This window comes from Tropicimonas sp. (assembly GCF_047971885.1).
GTDB lineage: Bacteria > Pseudomonadota > Alphaproteobacteria > Rhodobacterales > Rhodobacteraceae > Tropicimonas.
Genome location: NZ_JBKEAE010000133.1, coordinates 1 through 16763 on the forward strand (window position 1 = coordinate 1; position 16763 = coordinate 16763).

General features: G+C 65.9%; 17 protein-coding genes. 10 read left to right on the forward strand and 7 right to left on the reverse strand.

Annotation, left to right across the window (positions count from 1 at the left end; all coding sequences use genetic code 11):
• On the forward strand, window positions 1–599 hold a 599-nt coding region (locus ACK5IR_RS11300; protein WP_416928934.1), incomplete at its 5' end, for an IS630 family transposase.
• Window positions 600–1204: 605 nt separating this feature from the next.
• Here the strand turns inward: ACK5IR_RS11300 and ACK5IR_RS11305 are convergent.
• The gene (locus tag ACK5IR_RS11305) at window positions 1205–1843 is read right to left on the reverse strand and encodes a GntR family transcriptional regulator (RefSeq protein ID WP_416928936.1); all 639 of its coding nucleotides are present in this window, start codon (window positions 1841–1843) and stop codon (window positions 1205–1207) included.
• Window positions 1844–2166: 323 nt separating this feature from the next.
• Between ACK5IR_RS11305 and ACK5IR_RS11310 the strand changes: the two genes are divergently transcribed.
• The gene (locus ACK5IR_RS11310; protein WP_416928938.1) at window positions 2167–3759 is read left to right on the forward strand and encodes a fucose isomerase; all 1593 of its coding nucleotides are present in this window, start codon (window positions 2167–2169) and stop codon (window positions 3757–3759) included.
• A 50-nt stretch (window positions 3760–3809) separates the two neighbouring features.
• Here ACK5IR_RS11310 and ACK5IR_RS11315 read toward each other — a convergent pair whose 3' ends face one another.
• Entirely contained in the window at window positions 3810–4232 is a 423-nt protein-coding gene (locus tag ACK5IR_RS11315) for an Rrf2 family transcriptional regulator (protein ID WP_416928940.1), read from the reverse strand.
• Between the two features lie 86 nt (window positions 4233–4318).
• Between ACK5IR_RS11315 and ACK5IR_RS11320 the strand changes: the two genes are divergently transcribed.
• Genes ACK5IR_RS11320 through ACK5IR_RS11330 form a run of 3 tightly spaced genes read left to right on the forward strand, consistent with a single transcriptional unit; the run spans window position 4319 to window position 6013 of the window.
• A complete protein-coding gene (locus tag ACK5IR_RS11320) occupies window positions 4319–4777 on the forward strand; it encodes a group III truncated hemoglobin (RefSeq protein ID WP_416928942.1) in 459 nt (152 codons plus the stop codon).
• 15 nt (window positions 4778–4792) lie between these two features.
• Window positions 4793–5281, forward strand: coding sequence for a hemerythrin domain-containing protein (locus ACK5IR_RS11325; RefSeq protein ID WP_416928945.1), 489 nt, complete (start codon window positions 4793–4795; stop codon window positions 5279–5281).
• 24 nt (window positions 5282–5305) lie between these two features.
• Entirely contained in the window at window positions 5306–6013 is a 708-nt protein-coding gene (locus ACK5IR_RS11330) for a 5-formyltetrahydrofolate cyclo-ligase (protein WP_416928947.1), read from the forward strand.
• Between the two features lie 34 nt (window positions 6014–6047).
• On the opposite strand, the gene ACK5IR_RS11335 is transcribed toward ACK5IR_RS11330, so the two are convergent.
• The 4 genes from ACK5IR_RS11335 to ACK5IR_RS11350 form a co-directional block, all read right to left on the reverse strand.
• Window positions 6048–7070 carry an ABC transporter permease gene (locus ACK5IR_RS11335; protein WP_416928949.1) on the reverse strand — a complete coding sequence of 341 codons (1023 nt, stop codon included), beginning with the start codon at window positions 7068–7070 and terminating at the stop codon, window positions 6048–6050.
• Entirely contained in the window at window positions 7067–8074 is a 1008-nt protein-coding gene (locus tag ACK5IR_RS11340) for an ABC transporter permease (protein ID WP_416928951.1), read from the reverse strand. The genes ACK5IR_RS11335 and ACK5IR_RS11340 overlap by 4 nt, the downstream gene beginning before the upstream one ends.
• Window positions 8067–9584 carry a sugar ABC transporter ATP-binding protein gene (locus ACK5IR_RS11345; RefSeq protein ID WP_416928953.1) on the reverse strand — a complete coding sequence of 506 codons (1518 nt, stop codon included), beginning with the start codon at window positions 9582–9584 and terminating at the stop codon, window positions 8067–8069. Before ACK5IR_RS11345 ends, ACK5IR_RS11340 begins: the two co-directional genes overlap by 8 nt.
• A gap of 101 nt (window positions 9585–9685) precedes the next feature.
• Window positions 9686–10690 carry a substrate-binding domain-containing protein gene (locus ACK5IR_RS11350; RefSeq protein ID WP_416928955.1) on the reverse strand — a complete coding sequence of 335 codons (1005 nt, stop codon included), beginning with the start codon at window positions 10688–10690 and terminating at the stop codon, window positions 9686–9688.
• Between the two features lie 185 nt (window positions 10691–10875).
• Between ACK5IR_RS11350 and ACK5IR_RS11355 the strand changes: the two genes are divergently transcribed.
• From ACK5IR_RS11355 to ACK5IR_RS11375, 5 genes are all read left to right on the forward strand, one after another.
• Complete coding sequence (locus ACK5IR_RS11355) at window positions 10876–11913, forward strand: LacI family DNA-binding transcriptional regulator (protein WP_416928957.1); 1038 nt, start codon at window positions 10876–10878, stop codon at window positions 11911–11913.
• Window positions 11914–11918: 5 nt separating this feature from the next.
• Window positions 11919–13331, forward strand: a complete 1413-nt coding sequence (locus tag ACK5IR_RS11360; RefSeq protein WP_416928959.1) for an FGGY family carbohydrate kinase — start codon at window positions 11919–11921, stop codon at window positions 13329–13331.
• Window positions 13328–14029, forward strand: a complete 702-nt coding sequence (locus ACK5IR_RS11365; RefSeq protein WP_416928961.1) for a class II aldolase/adducin family protein — start codon at window positions 13328–13330, stop codon at window positions 14027–14029. Before ACK5IR_RS11360 ends, ACK5IR_RS11365 begins: the two co-directional genes overlap by 4 nt.
• A 20-nt stretch (window positions 14030–14049) precedes the next feature.
• Window positions 14050–14697 (forward strand): nucleoside/nucleotide kinase family protein, encoded by a 648-nt coding sequence (locus tag ACK5IR_RS11370; RefSeq protein WP_416929022.1) that lies wholly within the window; start codon window positions 14050–14052, stop codon window positions 14695–14697.
• Between the two features lie 70 nt (window positions 14698–14767).
• Window positions 14768–15658: a sugar phosphate isomerase/epimerase family protein gene (locus ACK5IR_RS11375; protein ID WP_416928963.1), complete on the forward strand. Its 891-nt coding sequence runs from the start codon at window positions 14768–14770 to the stop codon at window positions 15656–15658.
• Window positions 15659–15722: 64 nt separating this feature from the next.
• Here ACK5IR_RS11375 and ACK5IR_RS11380 read toward each other — a convergent pair whose 3' ends face one another.
• Window positions 15723–16727: a TRAP transporter substrate-binding protein gene (locus ACK5IR_RS11380; RefSeq protein WP_416928964.1), complete on the reverse strand. Its 1005-nt coding sequence runs from the start codon at window positions 16725–16727 to the stop codon at window positions 15723–15725.
• Between the last annotated feature and the right edge of the window lie 36 nt (window positions 16728–16763).

Here is a 16763-nt window from a genome sequence, read left to right on the forward strand (position 1 = left end):
CGCCACTCTGCCGGAAGCAGCGCGCGGAAAGCCGCCGGAAGTCTGGTTCCAGGAATGAGGAGGATCAGAAAACGATCCGGGGGATCGTTTTCCCGACGAATGCGAGGGTGGGCCAGCAGGGAACACTCACCCGGATCTGGGCAGAACGCGAAACCCGCCCCCGCGCGCCCCGCGATACCCGCTACAAACGGGCCTGTATATTCGGTGCCGTCTGCCCGGCGCGCGGGACAACTGCCGCGCTGGTCATGCCCTTCGCCAACACCGGGGCCATGAACGCCCATCTCGCCGGGATCGCGAAGACCGTGGCGCCGGGCGCACACGCCATCGTGGTGATGGATGGCGCCGGCTGGCATGGCGCAAACGCGCTGCGCGTCCCCGACAACCTCACCATCGTCACGCTGCCGCCCTATGCGCCGGAACTGAACCCGGCCGAGAACATCTGGGCCTGGCTGAGCGCCAACCGCCTCGCCACCTCGCTCTTCGACACCTACGACGATATCGTCGCCCGATGCTGCAATGCATGGAACTTCTTTGCAAACGATCCTAGCCGGATCAGATCAATCGCCGACCGCGAATACGCAAGAGCAGTCAGTCTGTAGGGCCGTTGGTATTAGGCATATGCCTGAGCACGTGCTTATGGGATTCCGGTCGCGCAATTCGAACACCCGGGCGCCGGATCGCCGTCTTTGCCACGCACGGGCACCGCATCGGGCTGAAGCCTTGTTTCACGGCGGGTCGCGGGCACTGCGGCGCGCGCGCGGAGACGGCGGCCATCACCGGTTTGAGTGGCTTCACATCACCGCCCTTGTGCCGCCGACCACCGGCAGAGCTACTGGTACCTGTCGCAGTGCATTTCCGGGGACCTGTCCGAAGTATGAGGAGGTCCGGAAAGCAATCTACCGAATCGTTTTCCCCACGATGGTTGGCCTGTTCGCCCGAGAGGCAGGCGGGCGCGAGGTGTCGAAGGACATTCGCCTGATCTTCCTGCCGCCCTGATCGCCCGGGTTGCAACCGGCCGAAACGCTGCAGGTCCACGTCGACGAGCCCGTCGCCAACCGTCATTTCGCAACCGTTGACGACCTTGATGCCGCCGTCGCCGTCCAATGCGTCGCGCTCTCAAACGACCTGGAGCGCATCCGCTGCCAGACCGGCTTCCGCTGGTGGCACGATCATTCAGCCCGGACCTGATCAAACGGATCTGGTGTCAGATGTCCACGGCCCGTCGCCGCGCCACGTCGATATGGCTCCGGACGGCCTCGGCCGCCGCGTCCGCGTCACGCCGTTCGAGCGCATGGATGACTTTCAGGTGTTCTCCCATCACCTGCGGGATCATCGGCACGTAGAGTCGGGTTTCCGCCAGGCGGATCAGCTTGATCTTGATCCAGTTGACCCGATAGGCGTTCGATACGATCTCGTTGTCGAGCGATCCGATGATCGCCTCGTGCAGCCGCAGGTCGACAAGCTCGGCATCCTGCATCAGCCAGTTGTCGTCTTCCTCGGTCCGGCGTTCGATGACGGCCTCGTGTTCGGCGCGCAGTCCCGCCAGTTCCCCCGGATCGGCAACGCGCGCATAGTGCCGGACCGCCGGAACCTCCAGAAATTCGCGGAACTGGAAGGCGTTGCGAACCAGCTTCAAATCGGCCTGCGCCACCTGCAATCCACGCTGCGGCGCGGTGACGATCAGCCCCTCGGCTTCGAGCCGTGGCACCAGTTCGCGGATCGCGCCAAGAGGATAGCCGGTAATCTCCGCCAGTTCGCGCTGGGTGACGAACTGGCCGGGCAGGATTTCGCCGGCGAGGACGCGGCGCGTGAACCCCTCCCAGGCCCGATCGCGCGCCTTCATCGCCAGCACCGCGACGGTCCGGTCCGTTTCCCCGCACTCATGCGGCGCATGCGCGCTACCGCTCCGGGCAAAAAGCCTGATGGGCCGGTCTCGGCCGGCAAGGTCGCCGTGGTCGCGCAGATGGCCGGAGGAATAGGATGTGTCATTGTGCCCGCAATTCCCTGTTGCTGACATGTTAGGTGTGCAATAAAAAATCTGTCAATGCCGAATGCTGATCGTCCGGGGCCATCTTTTGCGCGAAATCAGGCGATTCCGCCATCGCCCGCGGGATGTGGGGCACGCAACCCGCGCCGTCCGGGCCACCACGAGGGAGGAATGAGATCATGACCCGTATCCTGCTTGTCGCAAGCGGCGATCTGCGCGAGAGCGCCAATATCCAGTGCTGGCCGGCACAGGAGGCGATGGAGCGCAAGCTGACCGCGGTGCTGGCCGGGATGGGCCACGAGCTTGTCCGCGCGCATCCGGTCAAACCGCAAGGCCACGGGTTCATCGCCTCGCAGCGCGAGGGTATGGATGTTTTCGCCGCGCTCGATCCCGATGCGCCGCTGATCGTCGCCGAGGCGGTCTGGCAATATTCGCACCATGTTTTGCCGGGGCTGACCACCCATCGCGGGCCGATCCTGACGCTGGCGAACTGGTCGGGCGAATGGCCGGGGCTGGTCGGGTTGCTGAACCTCAACGGCTCGCTCACCAAGGCGGGCGTTGCCTATTCGTCGCTGTGGAGCGAGAATTTCGACGATGCCTTTTTCCTCGGAAAGCTCGACGAGTGGCTCGATACCGGGGCCATCGCCCACGACACCTCGCATGTGCGCCCCTACGATGGCGGCGGGCTTTCGCCCGCCGACAGCGCGCTGGTGGCGGAAATCGCCGCCGATCTGCGCGGACGCAAGACCATTCTCGGCGTTTTCGACGAGGGATGCATGGGCATGTACAACGCCATCATCCCCGACGAACTGCTGATCCCGCTGGGCGTGTTCAAGGAACGCCTGTCGCAATCGGCGCTCTATCATGCCGCCAGGCAGGTCAGCGATGCGGATGCCGCCGCCGCCTTCGACTGGATGATCGAGCGTGGCATGACCTTCCATTTCGGCAGCGATCCGGCAACCGACCTGACCGAGGCGCAGGTGATCGACCAGTGCCGGATGTATATTGCCGCCGTGCGGCTGGCCGATCAGTTCGGCTGCGAAGCCATCGGCATCCAGTACCAGCAGGGCCTGAAGGATCTGCTGCCGGCCTCCGATCTGGTCGAGGGGATGCTCAACAACGACGAGCGCCCGCCGGTCGCCCGCGCCGATGGCTCGGTGATCCGCGACGGCCAGGCCATCGTGCATTTCAACGAGGTCGACGAATGTGCCGCCCTCGACGGGGTGCTGACCAACCGCCTGCACCGGGCGCTTGGCCAGCCGGTCGAGAACACCCTGCACGACCTGCGCTGGGGCGGGCCGGACCTGTCGGGCAGCCGCGATGACTTCGTCTGGGTGTTCGAGATTTCGGGCGCCGCCCCCCCCGCCCACCATCCCGGCGGATGGGCCGGGTCCGAGAGCTTCCGCCAGCCGCCGATGTTCTTTCCGGCCGGTGGCGGCACCCTGAAGGGGATCGCCCGGGCCGGCGAGATCGTCTGGTCGCGGATCTTCGTCGAGGGCGGGCGGCTCAACATGGATATCGGGCGTGGCCAGGCGGTCGAGCTTCCACCGGAAGAGATCGCGCGCCGCTCGCAGGGAACGACGCCCGAATGGCCGATCATGAACGCGGTGCTGGCCGGGGTCACCCGCGACCAGATGATGGCGCGCCACAAGGCCAATCACATCCACGTGGTCTACGCCACCTCGGCGGCCGAGGCCGACCGGGCGATGCACGCCAGGGCAGCGCTGGCGCGCGACCTCGGTATCGCGGTGAGCCTCTGCGGCGTTTCCTGACGCGGCGGTGAGAGATCGTCCGGTGCTGTCGCACCGGGCCGGTGCGCCGGTCAACCGGTCAGAAAATCCATTGGGACAAGCGCGATATCGGCAAGGGTGGTCTTGTCGAGATCGGCGAAAAATGCCGTCTCGGCCGATCGCAAGCGCGCTTTCAGCCGGCATTGCCCGCTGATCCTGCAGTGCTTTCCATCGGCCGAGAAGCAATCGGCCAGCACATGGCCGTCTTCCAGCAGGCGAACCAGCGACCCCAGCCGGATCGTGGCGGGCGCCCTGGCCAGCGTGGCGCCGCCGCCGCCGCCGCGCCGCGTTTCGACGATTCCGGCCCGGGCGAGGCACTGGACGATCTTGGACAGATGGTTGCGTGACAGACCGAATTCGTCGGCCATCTCGGCCGTCGAGAAAGCGCGCCCGGGATCGCCCGCCATGCGCATCAGCATCCGCAGGCCGTAATCGGTGAAAGATGTCAGGCGCATCTCCGCTGCATGCCCTTTAACTGGTATTTACAATACCTATTAAAGAAAGTAGACAGGAATGCAACCCGCAGCCACGAGAGACAGCCATGGTCTCGGATCAGCCCGACAACCCCCGGATCGTCTCGGCACGGCCTGAGCTGACGCGCGCCCTGATGGAAGAGACGGGGCTGGACGAGGAGATTCTGGCCACGCTGGTGCACCGGTTCTACGGCAAGGTGCGGGCCGACGACATGCTTGGGCCGATCTTCGAGGAGCGGATATCGGACTGGGGGCCGCATCTCGAGCGGATGGTCGGCTTCTGGTCCTCGGTGGCGCTGATGACCGGGCGCTATCACGGCTCGCCGGTTCCGGCCCATGCGGTGCTGCCGATCGGATGGGCGCATTTCGAACGCTGGCTGGCGCTGTTCGGGGAAACCGCGCACGAGGTCTGCACCGCCGAGGGTGCCCATCATGTTATCATCCGGGCGGAGCGGATCGCCCGCTCGCTGAACATCGCCGTCGAGAATGCCGCGCGGGACGCTGCTGCCGCGCCGGTCCTGCGCTGAAGGGAGGGAACAACAATGAACGACACTGCCCCTGTCGACGATGCGGCGGAACTGACCCGCCATATCGAGACACGATACCATGCCCGCCACCGAGCGCAGCTCCCGGTGCTGGCTGAACTGGCCGAAAAGGTCGAAACCGTCCATGCCGGCGATGCGAACGTTCCCGCCGGCCTGTCGGCGCTTCTGCGCCAATTGACCGGCGACATGGAAGTGCACATGAAGAAGGAGGAACTGATCCTCTTTCCGGCCATCCGCAAGGGTGGGATGCCGGGGATCGAGGCTCCGATCGCGGTCATGCGGGCCGACCATGCCGATCACGACGTCGAAGTGCAGCAGATCCGCCAGATGACCGGCGGCCCGACCCTGCCGGACGGAGCCTGCCGCACGTGGACGGCGCTCTACTCCGGGCTTGAGGAATTCATCGCCGACCTGGAGGAACACATGCGCCTCGAGAACGACATCCTGTTCCCGCAGTTCGAGCCGGGTGGCCGGGCGGGTGGCTAGCGCGATACGCGGTCTGCGCCGGCCATGAGCGGCAGCGACCCGAAACCCGGCGAGGGCAGCTGCTACGCGTCGCCCCCCTGCATGGCCCACGAGGTTGATCCGGCCTATTTCGATCCGCTCGGTGTCGATCCGGAGCAGGCGCGCGATGTCGCCCGCTGGCGCAAGGCGGAACGGAGCCGTTTGCTGGACATGCGCGGGCAGATGAGCGTTTCCGATCGCGCCCGGATCGGGGAGATCGTCGCCTCGATCCTGCGCCGCCTGCTCGCGGAGCGTCTGGGCGATGCCCCGGGGCTTGTGCTTTCGGGTTACTGGCCGATCAGGGGAGAGCTTGACCTGCGGCCGCTTCTGAGCGGGCTTCACGACATGGGGGCGCAGATCGCGCTGCCGCTGGTCGAGACCCGCGCCGCCCCGCTGGTGTTCCGCCGCTGGACCCCGCAGACGCGCATGGTGCGCGGCCACTGGAACATCCTCGTGCCGCCGCCCGGGGCGGAAGCGGTGGTACCGCAGGTGACGCTGGCGCCGCTGGTCGGCTGGGATGCCGCAGGGTACCGGCTGGGGTACGGTGGGGGCTATTTCGACCGCACGCTCGCCGCGCTGTCGCCGCGCCCGTTCACCATCGGCGTCGGTGTCGGCGCGGCGCGGCTCGCCACCATCTATCCGCAGCCGCACGACATTCCGCTCGATGTCATCGTTACCGAGGATGGCCCCCGGACCGGAGCGGAACTGGGCTGAGCCCGCACCGCCCTCGCCCGTCCCGGGACGAGGCTCAGGACCGGGCGGGCACCGGGCCGTAGCGTTTCCACAGGAAGCGGCCGACCATGACGGTCAGCAGGATACCGCCCCACAGCGCCGTCGAAAGGTGCTGGTTCACGCCCAGCAGGTTCAGCCCCGAACTGATGGTCTGCAGGATGAGCAGCGCCAGAACCACCGGCAGAACGCGCCCGAAGCCGCCGAACGGATCGACCCCGCCAAGGAAACAGGCCAGCACGGTGATCAGGATATAGGCCTCGCCATGGCCGACCCGGACCGAGTTGAACCGTGCCGCCATGATGATGCCGGCCACCGCGCACATGAAGCCCGACAGCACGTAGACCATCGCCAGCGCGCGGCGCGTGTTGATGCCCGAATAGCGCGTTGCCTCCGGATTGGAGCCCAGCATGTAGATCGAGAAGCCCAGCCTTGTGCGTTGCAGCACGATCGTCCACAGGATGGCGCAGCCGGCAAAGATCAGCAGCGGGATCGGAACGCCGAGGATCGTCCCCTGTCCCAGTGCCGACACGAATTCGGGAAAGCCCGAAACGCTGCCGCCGCGGGTCAGGAACTCGCCCAGACCGCGCAGGAAGATCATCATCGACAGCGAGGCAAGGATCGGATGCGCCCCGGTGAAGGCGACAATGGTTCCCAGCAGCCCGCCGCAGGCCAGACCGGTGAGCAGCGCCGCAACGATGCCGAGAAGAAACACCAGCACCCCCGCCTCGGGCCCGCCACCCGCCATCAGGATCCAGGCCAGCACCAGTCCGCTGATGTTGGCGGTGAAGGTCACCGACAGGTTGAAGCCGTTCGAGATGACCGGGATCAGCATCGCCAGTGTCAGCAGGCCAAGCTCGGGCAACTGGAAGGCGATCGAGGTGAAGGTCGCCGTACTGAGGAAATTCGGGTCGATCAGTCCGAACAGCGCCAGCAACAGGATGAGTACCCCGATCAGGCCGGCATTCTCGCCGTTGAGCAATGCGGTGGCCGGTCTGCTCTTTGGCCGCGCGGGCACCTTGCCTTGCGTCTCCTGGCTCATTTCACGCCTCCCTCGGCTCTCAGCGCCCGGACCTGCTCGCGCAGCAATCCGAGGGTCTCGTTGGACAGGCTGATGGCGATCAGGATGATCGCGCCGACGATCATGCGGAAGGCATAGGGCGAGATGCCCATCAGGTTCAGCCCGTTCTGGGTGATCGAGATCAGCGCCAGCCCCAGCACCGCGCCAAGCAGCGTGCCGCGCCCGCCGCCGAGCCGCGCCCCGCCCAGCACAACCGCCGCCAGCACTTCCAGTTCGCGCCCGTAAAGCGCGTTGGGAACGATCTCCTGCGCGTAATGCGCCTGCATCAGGCCGGCGATGCCGGCGCACATGCCCAGCCAGCCATAGGCGAGGTAATGCATGGCGCCGAGGTTGATGCCGAGCCGCCGCGCCCCTTCGGTGTTGTCGCCCATGGCGAAAAGCTGCCGGCCATAATTCAGCCGCCGGAGCAGCAGCCAGGTGGCGAAGACGACGGCGACCATCACTGCCACCGGCAGAGTTATCTCTGCCCAGCCCAGATCGGTTTCGCGCTCGAACAGGACGATCCGGCTGGTCCACCAGTCGGGCATGTTGTAGATTGATCTGCCACCGGTAAAGAACATCAGCAGCCCGAAGAACAGGTTGAAGGTCGAGATGGTGACGATGATCGACACGATCCTGAAGCGGTAGATCAGCGTCGCGTTGATCGCGCCGAGGCAGAAGCCGAAAAACAGCGCCAGCACCATGCCGACGGCCCAGTTGCCGCCGCCGATCCGGAATACCGTGATGGCGACCAGGTATTGCACCACCGAGGCGCCGACGGCGAAGGAAATGTCGATCCCGCCGGCGATCAGCACCACCAGCAGACCGGCGGCGAAAACGATGTTGACGGCGGACGAATTCATCAGGTCGGTCAGGTTGACCAGCGTCAGGAACGTGTCGGTCGCGAACGACAGGTAGAGACAGATCAGCAGGATCACCACCGCCAGCCAGCTTTCGGTCGATCCCGTCCAGCGCGGGCTACGCATGAACCTCTTCCTCCATTTGCTCGATGTCGGCAGTGGCCGGGATGAACGAGTTCACCAGGTTCCCGTCCCGCATCAGCAGGACCCGGTCGGCGTTGTAATAGACCTCGGTCGTTTCGTCCGAGATCAGCAGGATCGCCAGGCCCCGCCGTGCCAGTTCGGCGACGATCTCGAAAATCCCCGCCCGCGCGCCGACATCGACCCCGACGGTGGGGGAATCGAGGATCAGCAGCCGGGGCTCGGTCGCCAGCCATTTTGCCAGCACGATGCGCTGCTGGTTGCCGCCCGACAGGGTCGAAACCGCATCCCGCGGGTCGCCGATCTTCACCCGGAGCCGGGCGATCCAGTCGTCGACCAGGCTGCCCTGCTTTGCCGGCGAAAGCAGCCCCGTCGCGTCAAGCAGCCTGTCGAGCACCGTGATGGAGATATTGTCCGAAATCGACTGCGGCTGGATCAGGCCGAGCGCAAGGCGATCCTCCGAGACATAGGCGATGCCCGCCGCGATGGCATCGCGGTTCGACCGCATTTCCAGCGGCTTGCCGTTCAGCAGGATCTGCCCGGTATCGGGCCGGGTCATGCCGAAGATGGCATGGGCAAGCTCGGTACGGCCCGACCCCAGCCGCCCGGTCAGCCCGACGATCTCGCCCGGCGCAATGTCAAGGGAAATGTTGTAGAATTCGCCCGACCGGCTGAGGTCGCGCAGGCTCAGTACCGGTTCGCCGCCGCGCGCCGCCGGGCTGCGCACCACGCTGTCGAAGACGTTACCGGTCATCAGTTCGGTCAGCCGGGTCTGGGTCATGCCCTCGGTCGGATAGGTCCCGACATATTTTCCGTCGCGCAGCACGGTGACGCGGGTGCAGATGTCCAGTACCTCGGCCAGCCGGTGGCTGACGAAGACGACGGCGATGTTCTCCGAGGACAGCCGCCGTACGATGCGGATCAGCGCTTCGGTCTCGTCCCGGCTGAGTGAGGCGGTGGGTTCGTCCATGAAGACCAGCCGCGCCTCGGCGATCAGCGCGCGGGCGATGGCGACCAGTTGACGCTGCGCGATCGACAGCGACTTGACCGGCCGGTCGAGGCCGATCGCCACCCCGAGCCGGTCAAGCGTGACCCGGGCGCGTTCGCGCATCTCGGCGTAATTGGCCAGTTTCGGCGCGCCGCCGAGGTTCAGTTCGAACGCGATGTTCTCGGCCACGCTCATCTCGGGGAACAGCGCCAGATCCTGCCAGATCACCTGTATGCCCAGTTCGCGCGCCCTGCCGGGCGTCAGGTTGGTCATCGGCTGTCCGCCGAATTCTATCTCGGCGCCCGGATCGGGAATGTAGACCCCGTTGACGACCTTGATGAGGGTGGACTTGCCGCAGCCGTTCTCGCCGGCGAGGCACAGCACCTCGCCCTCGCGAACCTCGAAATGAATGTCGTCGAGGGCCTGCACGCCCCCGAACCGCTTCGATACGTGCCTCAGCCGGAGCAGGACCGGGCGCTGATCGGCAAGCGGAGTGTCGCCTGGCATGATGTGCACTTTCCTTGGGTGGGCGGGGCACCCGCCGCCGTTCGGGAGGCATGGCGGCGGGTGCCCCGTTTCGGACCGGGGCGTGGCAGAAGGCCGCCTCCCTACAGCCCCATGGCGGCAAGGTCGTCGATCGTGTCCTTGTTGATCTCGACCAGTTCGTCGACAATGATATCCTTGTTCTCGTAATCGGGGTGGACAACGCCAAGTCCCTCGATCTCCATCCCGTCGGTAATCTCGACCCCTTCGGAGAGCATTTTTCCAAGCGTAACGAACACCTCCCCGGCGACTTTCGGGTTCCACATGAAACCGCCCGACAGGATATCGTCGTGCACCAGCTTGCGGCCCTGACCGGGTGAGAACGGCCCGAGAACGATAACCTCGCCCCCCTTGCGGCGCTCCTCAACGGCGCGCGCGGCACCGATAGGCCCCTGGCTGCCGAAGGCGAGAAAGCCCTTCAGATCGGGATTCGCCCGCATCAGGTCGAGCGCGGTCTTGCGCGATTCGTCGACATTTTCGGCAACGCCGTAGCGGTCGCCGACCAGTTCCATTCCGGGGTGGTTTTCGCCGATATAGGCGATGGCCGCATCGGCCCAGGCGTTGTGCAGGGGAACGGTCAGCGAGCCGACGAAAACGGCATATTTGCCCGTGCCGCCCAGCATCTCGGCCAGCCGCACGCCATAGGCCTCGCCAAAGCCCTGCGCCGAGGCGAGCTCGAAATCCCAGTCGACGTTCTGCTGGGCGGGCGATTCGTGGGTGATGACCCTGATCCCCTGTTCCATCGCGCGCTTCAGCACCGGTTCGAGCACGCCGGCATCGTTGGGTACGATCCCGATCACATCGACACCCTGCGCGATCAGATCCTCGACCGCGCGCACCTGAAGCGCCGGATCGGCACTGGTCGGGCCGACCATGAAGCCGTTCACGCCCAGTTCCTGCGATTTCTCCGTGATGCCGGCTTCCATGGCGTTGAACCACGGAATCCCGCCGATCTTGGCCACCACGCCGATGGTCGGTCCGTCTGCCGCCATCGCCGGAGCGCCGGCCGCAAGAATGACCGCCAGTGCCGTGCCCATCAGGCTACGGCGGGAAATCGTCGGGTGTGTCATGTGTTTTCCTCCCACAGACATGTCGGTGACTTTGATCCTGCCCGCGCAATTTCGGCCCAGGGCCGGCCATGTTCGGGTTGCAATAAACGCTAAATCCATTTAGCAATGTGAGTCAAGTCAGATTCCCCTCTGGCCACGAGGCGATGGCGCAGCGACAAGACCGTGAGCCAGCGCAGGGAGAAGGCATGCCGGGAAAGAGGAAGAAGCGGGTGACGATCTATGACATCGCCGAGGCGACGGGCACGTCGGCCTCGACCGTCAGCCTTGTGCTGAACGGATCGTGGACGAAGTACCGGATCAACCCGGAAACCGCCGGCAAGGTCGCCGATACGGCGCGGCGGCTCGGCTACCGGGCGAACCTGCGGGCCCGCGGTCTGCGGACCAACCGGACCGGGATGATCGGCATGGTGATTCCCCATCACCGCAACCGGTTCTTCGCCGGACTGGTCGAGCATTACGAAGCCGAGGCGCGCAAGCGCGGGCTCTGCCCCGTGGTGGTGAGCACCCAGCGCGACCGCGAGACCGAAGAAAGCGTCGTCCGCACGTTATTGGCGCAGCAGGTGGAATCGCTGATCCTCGTCGGCAGCGAGGATCCAGACCGCTTCAATGCGCTGTGCGACGAGGCGGGCACGCGCCACGTGAATGTCGATTTTCCCGGCCGGAACGCCTTTTCGGTGCTGACCGACAACCGGCGCGGCGCCCGTGAGTTGGGCGAGCAGCTCTTGCAGCTCGCCCCGCCGGACAGCGCGTTCCACTTCATCGGTGGCAGAGAGGGCGAATATGCCACCGAGCTTCGCATCGCGGGGTTCAGGGACGCGCTGGAAGGTGCCGGCATTGCCGTCGGAGACGAAATGATCGCCCGCTGCGGCTATCATCCGCTGCGCGCGCACGAGGTCCTGTGCGGTCTGGCGGCGCGCCCCGAGGGCCTGCCGGGGGGGCTGTTCATCAACTCGATCACCGCGATGGAAGGGTTTTCCACCTTTCTTGCCCGCAATCCGGAAGCGGCCAGCAGGTGCGTGATCGCCTGTTTCGACTGGGACCCATTCGCCGCCTGCCTGCCTGTTCCGGTGGTGATGATGCGCCAGAACGTGGCGGCGCTGACAGCGGCCTGCTTCGACTATCTCGATTCAACCGAAGGCCGGAAGGGTGAGGAAGTGATGATCGCGCCGGAACTTGCCGTCACCCCGTCGAACCGCCGGCTGCTGGCCGGGGTGGCGGAGTAACGACGATGGGCGTAATCGCGGTATTCGATATCGGCAAGACCAACGTGAAGCTGCTGATCGCGGATGCGGCGGGCACGATCCTGGAACAGGTATCGACCGCCAATCCGGTGATTGTGCGCGACGGGATGCGCCGCCACGACCTCGCCGCGACCGAAGACTGGCTTTTCGATGCGCTGGCGGAAGCGGCCGGACGCCACGATATCACCGATTTCGTCACTTCGGGGCATGGCTCGGCCGGGGTGCTTGTCTCGCCCGGCGATCTCGATCGGGCAGAACCGCTTTGCCCGATGCTGGATTACGAGCAGAACGCGCCGGGCTGGCTTGCCGATACCTACCGGCGCGAGGGAGGCGATTTCGCCGACCGGGGCAGCGCGATCATGCTCGGCACGACCCATCAGGCGCGGCAGTTGCTGTGGGTAGAGCATGCCATGCCCGCCGCATTCGCGCAGGGCACCGCCTTCCTCGGCCTGCCGCAATACTGGGCATGGCGCCTTTCCGGCATCACGTCGAGCGAGATCACCTGCCTCGCGGCGCAATCGGATCTGTGGAACCTGCGTGCGGGGCAGCCTTCGGCCATTGCGCGCAGGCATGGCTGGGACAGGCTCCTGCCGCCCCTGCGGCGCGCCTGGGAGGCGCTTGGACCGGTACGCCCGGAGGTGGCCCGGCGGACAGGCCTCTCGCCGCAGGTGCGGGTTCTGGTCGGCGCGCACGATTCCAGCGTCAATTTCTACAATTACCAGCGCAAGGGCCTGTCGCGGCTCGCCGTGGTTTCCACCGGCACATGGATCGTCGGCCTGTCCGATACGGTCGATCCTGCCGCGCTCGACCCGGATCGCGGCATGACCACCAACGCGGACGTGGCCGGCGCCCTGCTCGGCGGGGTGCTCTGCATGGGCGGGCGGGAATATTCGGCCATCGCGGACCAGCCGGGCGGACCCGCCCCCGCAGCGGCGGATTCCGTTTGCCGGCTGGTCGCCGCCCGGGTGATGAGCGTTCCGACCTTCGGGGCGGACGACGGGATTTTCCCCGGCAGCGCCGGCAGGGGGCATGTGATCGGCCGCGGCGCACTCGATCCGGTGGAGCGCTCGTCGCTTGGCGTGCTGCATTTGGCCCTGCTGACGGCGGAATGCCTGCGCGCGCTTGGCCACAAGGGGACGATCGTGCTCGACGGGTCCTATCTGGGCGATCCGCTCTATGCGCCGCTGGTGGCGGCGCTGGTGCCGGACGAGACGGTCCTGTTCAACACGCGGGCGAACGGCGTTGCCAGCGGCGCGGCCAAGCTGGCCCTGCACGGGCGGGCGGGCGCCTCGCAACGGCTGCCCGGCCGGTCCCGGCCGCTCGACGTGCCCGGCCTGACCGAATACGCCCGGACCTGGCGCGCCCGGGCCGGTGCATTATCAACGGAGGCACGTTCATGAACATGTCAGATCAAGCCGGCCTGCGCCGGCAGATGGTCGAAACCTGCCGCGAGATGACCCGGATCGGCATCAACCAGGGAACCGCCGGCAACCTTTCGGTGCGCCATGGCGACGGTCTGCTGATCACCCCGTCCTCCCTGCCCTATGACCGGATGCAGCCCGGGGATATCGTCGAGATGCGCATGGACGGCGGTTTCGAGGGGCGGCGTCCCTCATCCGAATGGCGGTTCCACCGCGATATCCTCGTCAGCCGGCCGGATGCGAACGTTGTCCTGCATTGCCATTCGGTCCATGCGACCAGCCTTGCCTGCCACATGCGCCCCATTCCGGCCTTTCACTACATGGTCGCGGTGGCGGGCGGCGCGGATATCCGCTGTTCGGATTATGCGACCTTCGGCACGCAGGCGCTGTCGGATGCCGCGCTGGTGGCGCTCGATGGGCGCATGGCCTGCCTGCTGGGTCACCACGGGCAGATCGCGCTCGGCAGCGATTTTGCCGGCGCGCTCTGGCTCGCCATCGAGGTGGAGACCCTCGCCCGGATGTATCTTGCCGCGCTGGTGCTTGGCGAGCCGCCGGTTCTGCCGGTGGCCGAAATCGACCGCGTGATCGAACAGATCCGCCGCATGGGATATGGCCGGCCGCCGAACGACGAACCGGTCGCGCCCCGGGCCTCGCTGCCCGCGGGTGGGCACGCATGACGGGGGAGACGATGGGCGACATGCGGGAAATCGGCCGCGCGGCGCTGGCAGAATGTCTTTTCCGCGAGCAGGGCGGGACGCGGCGGCTTGTCGCCATCGCCGGGGCGCCCGGCTCGGGCAAGAGCACCCTTGCCGACCGGCTGTGCGGCGAAATCAACGCCCGCCGTCCCGGCATCGCCGCGGTCCTGCCGATGGATGGCTATCATTTCGACGACATGGTGCTGGAGGCGCGTGGCGACCGCGCCCGCAAGGGCGCGCCCTTCACCTTCGATGTCGGCGGGTTCCGCGCCATGCTTGCCCGGCTGCGCGACGAGGCGGACCGGACCGTGGCGGTGCCGGTCTTCGACCGCTCGATCGAGATCGCGCGCGCCGGTGCGCGGCTGATCGGCCCGGAGGTGCGGCTGATTCTGGTCGAGGGCAACTATCTGCTGCTGGATCGCGACCTGTGGCGCGAGCTTGGCCCTTTCTTCGATCTGACGGTATTTCTCGACGTGCCGCGCGAGGTGCTGCACACCCGCCTGCGCCGGCGCTGGGAACGGTTCGGCATGCCGCCCGAGACGATGCGCCGCCAGCTCGAGGGCAACGATTTCGTCAATATCGAGACGGTGCTGACCGAAAGCCTGCCCGCCGATCTGATGGTCCGGGCAATCGGCTCGGGCGAAAGCTGACTCCGGCGGGGCCGCAGCCGCGTTCCCGCAATGGCCACAACGAACGTGCAACGTGAGAAAGGAACCGCAGATGAACAAGCTTGGTCTGCATGCGAATGTCTGGGTCGGCGGCTGGAGCGACGCCGAGGCACGCCTTGCCATTTCCAGAACGGCGGAAATGGGTTTCGACCTGATCGAGATGCCGGCGCTCGATCCGTCGCGCTTCGATGTCGCGTTTACGCGTCGTCTTCTCGACGATGCGGGGCTGGACTCGGTTCTGTCGCTGGGGCTGGACGCGGATACCGATATCTCGTCGGGCGATGCCGACCGGATCGCGGCGGGCGAAGCGCGCCTGCTCGACGTGGTTTCGGTCGCCCGCGACATCGGTGCCCACCACATCAGCGGGATTCTTTATTCGGCGTTCCATAAATACATGGTCCCGCCAACAGATCGCGGTATCCGGGAATCGGCCGAGGTGATCGCGCGCGTCGCCGACAAGGCTGCCGCCAGCGGCATCACCATGGGCATGGAGGTGGTGAACCGCTACGAATCCAACATGCTCAACACCCATGCGCAGGCGATCGAGTTCTGCCGCATGGTCGACCGGCCCAACGTCAAGGTACACCTCGATGTCTATCACATGAATATCGAGGAGGCGGATTCGGTTGTCGCGATCGAAAGGACCGGCGACATGCTGGGGTATTTCCACACCGGCGAATCGCATCGCGGCTATCTCGGGACCGGCTCCATCGACCTGCCGGCGATCTTCAAGGCGCTGGTGCGGACCGGATATTCCGGCGCGATCACCTTCGAATCCTTCTCGTCCAGGGTGGTCGGCGATCCGTTGACCGGCATCCTCGGGATCTGGCGCAACACCTGGGACGACAGCGACGATCTGGTCCGTCACGCGATGCAATACACGCAAAGCCAGCTCAAGGCGGCGCGGGAATCGCTGCGAACCGCGAAGCTTCTGAACGGCTGAACGGCTTGCTGGCGCGCCGGCCGCAATCCGCGTCGGCGCGCCATCTGCTCCGGGTCAGGCCCGCTCAGTTGACGCTGGCGATCGAGCTCATCAGCGTGTCGACCATCTCGTCGCCGATCTCGCCGCGCACCATGTCCTGAATCGGGGCGGTCGCCTCGCGGAACTGCTGAAGCTCGTCTTCGGTCAGGTCGATGATTTCCATGTGTTCGGCGATGGCGGCGCGCTGTTCGCCCAGCATCTCGTCCTGAAGGGTCCACTGGAACTCCTCGGCATCGGCCAGCGCCTGATCTACGACCTGTTTCAGGTCTTCGGGCAGCGAATCGTACCAGTCCTTGTTGATCAGATTCACGTTGGCCAGCAGGATATGGCTGGTTGTGGTCAGGTAGTCCTGCACCTCGTAGAAGCGCTGCGAAAGGATGTGCCCATAGGGGTTTTCCTGCCCGTCGACGACCTTCTGCTGCAGGGCGCCGTAAAGCTCGGGGAAGGCGATGGGCGTCGGGGCGGCACCGATGGCCGACCAGGTTGCCACCGAATAGGGATTCTCGGGGACGCGGATGCGCAGGTTGTTGCCCTTGATATCGGCCGGCGTGTGCACCTGTGTGCCGGATGTGGTCAGTTGCCGGAAGCCCCCGTTGTAGAACTTGCCGAATTTCATACCCTGGGCGGCAAGCTTTTCCTCCAGCGCGGCGGTGAATTCGCTGTCGTTGAGGATGCGGCGAAGACGCGCCGTATCGGTCGGGAATGCGTAGGGGATTTCGAAGGCGGCAAATTCCGGCACGAACTGCACCGCGCCCGAGGTCGAGGTCGGCACGAACTGGACATCGCCGAGAAGCATGGATTCCATCAGTTCGCGGTCGCCGCCAAGCGCGCCGCCCGGCTGGTGCTGAACGTCGATGCGGCCTTCCGATTTCTCCTCGATCTCCTTCTCGATCATCACGAAGGCCTGATAGAGCGGATGGGTGGTATCGTTCAGGGTATGGGCCAGGATCATCGTGTAATCGGCGGCGGCGGCGGGAATCGCCGTGCCGGCAAGCAGCATGGCGCCGAGCGCGATGGGATGCAGTTTCATGGGTAAATTCTCCTCCTTGATTGCAGGTGTCTGCCG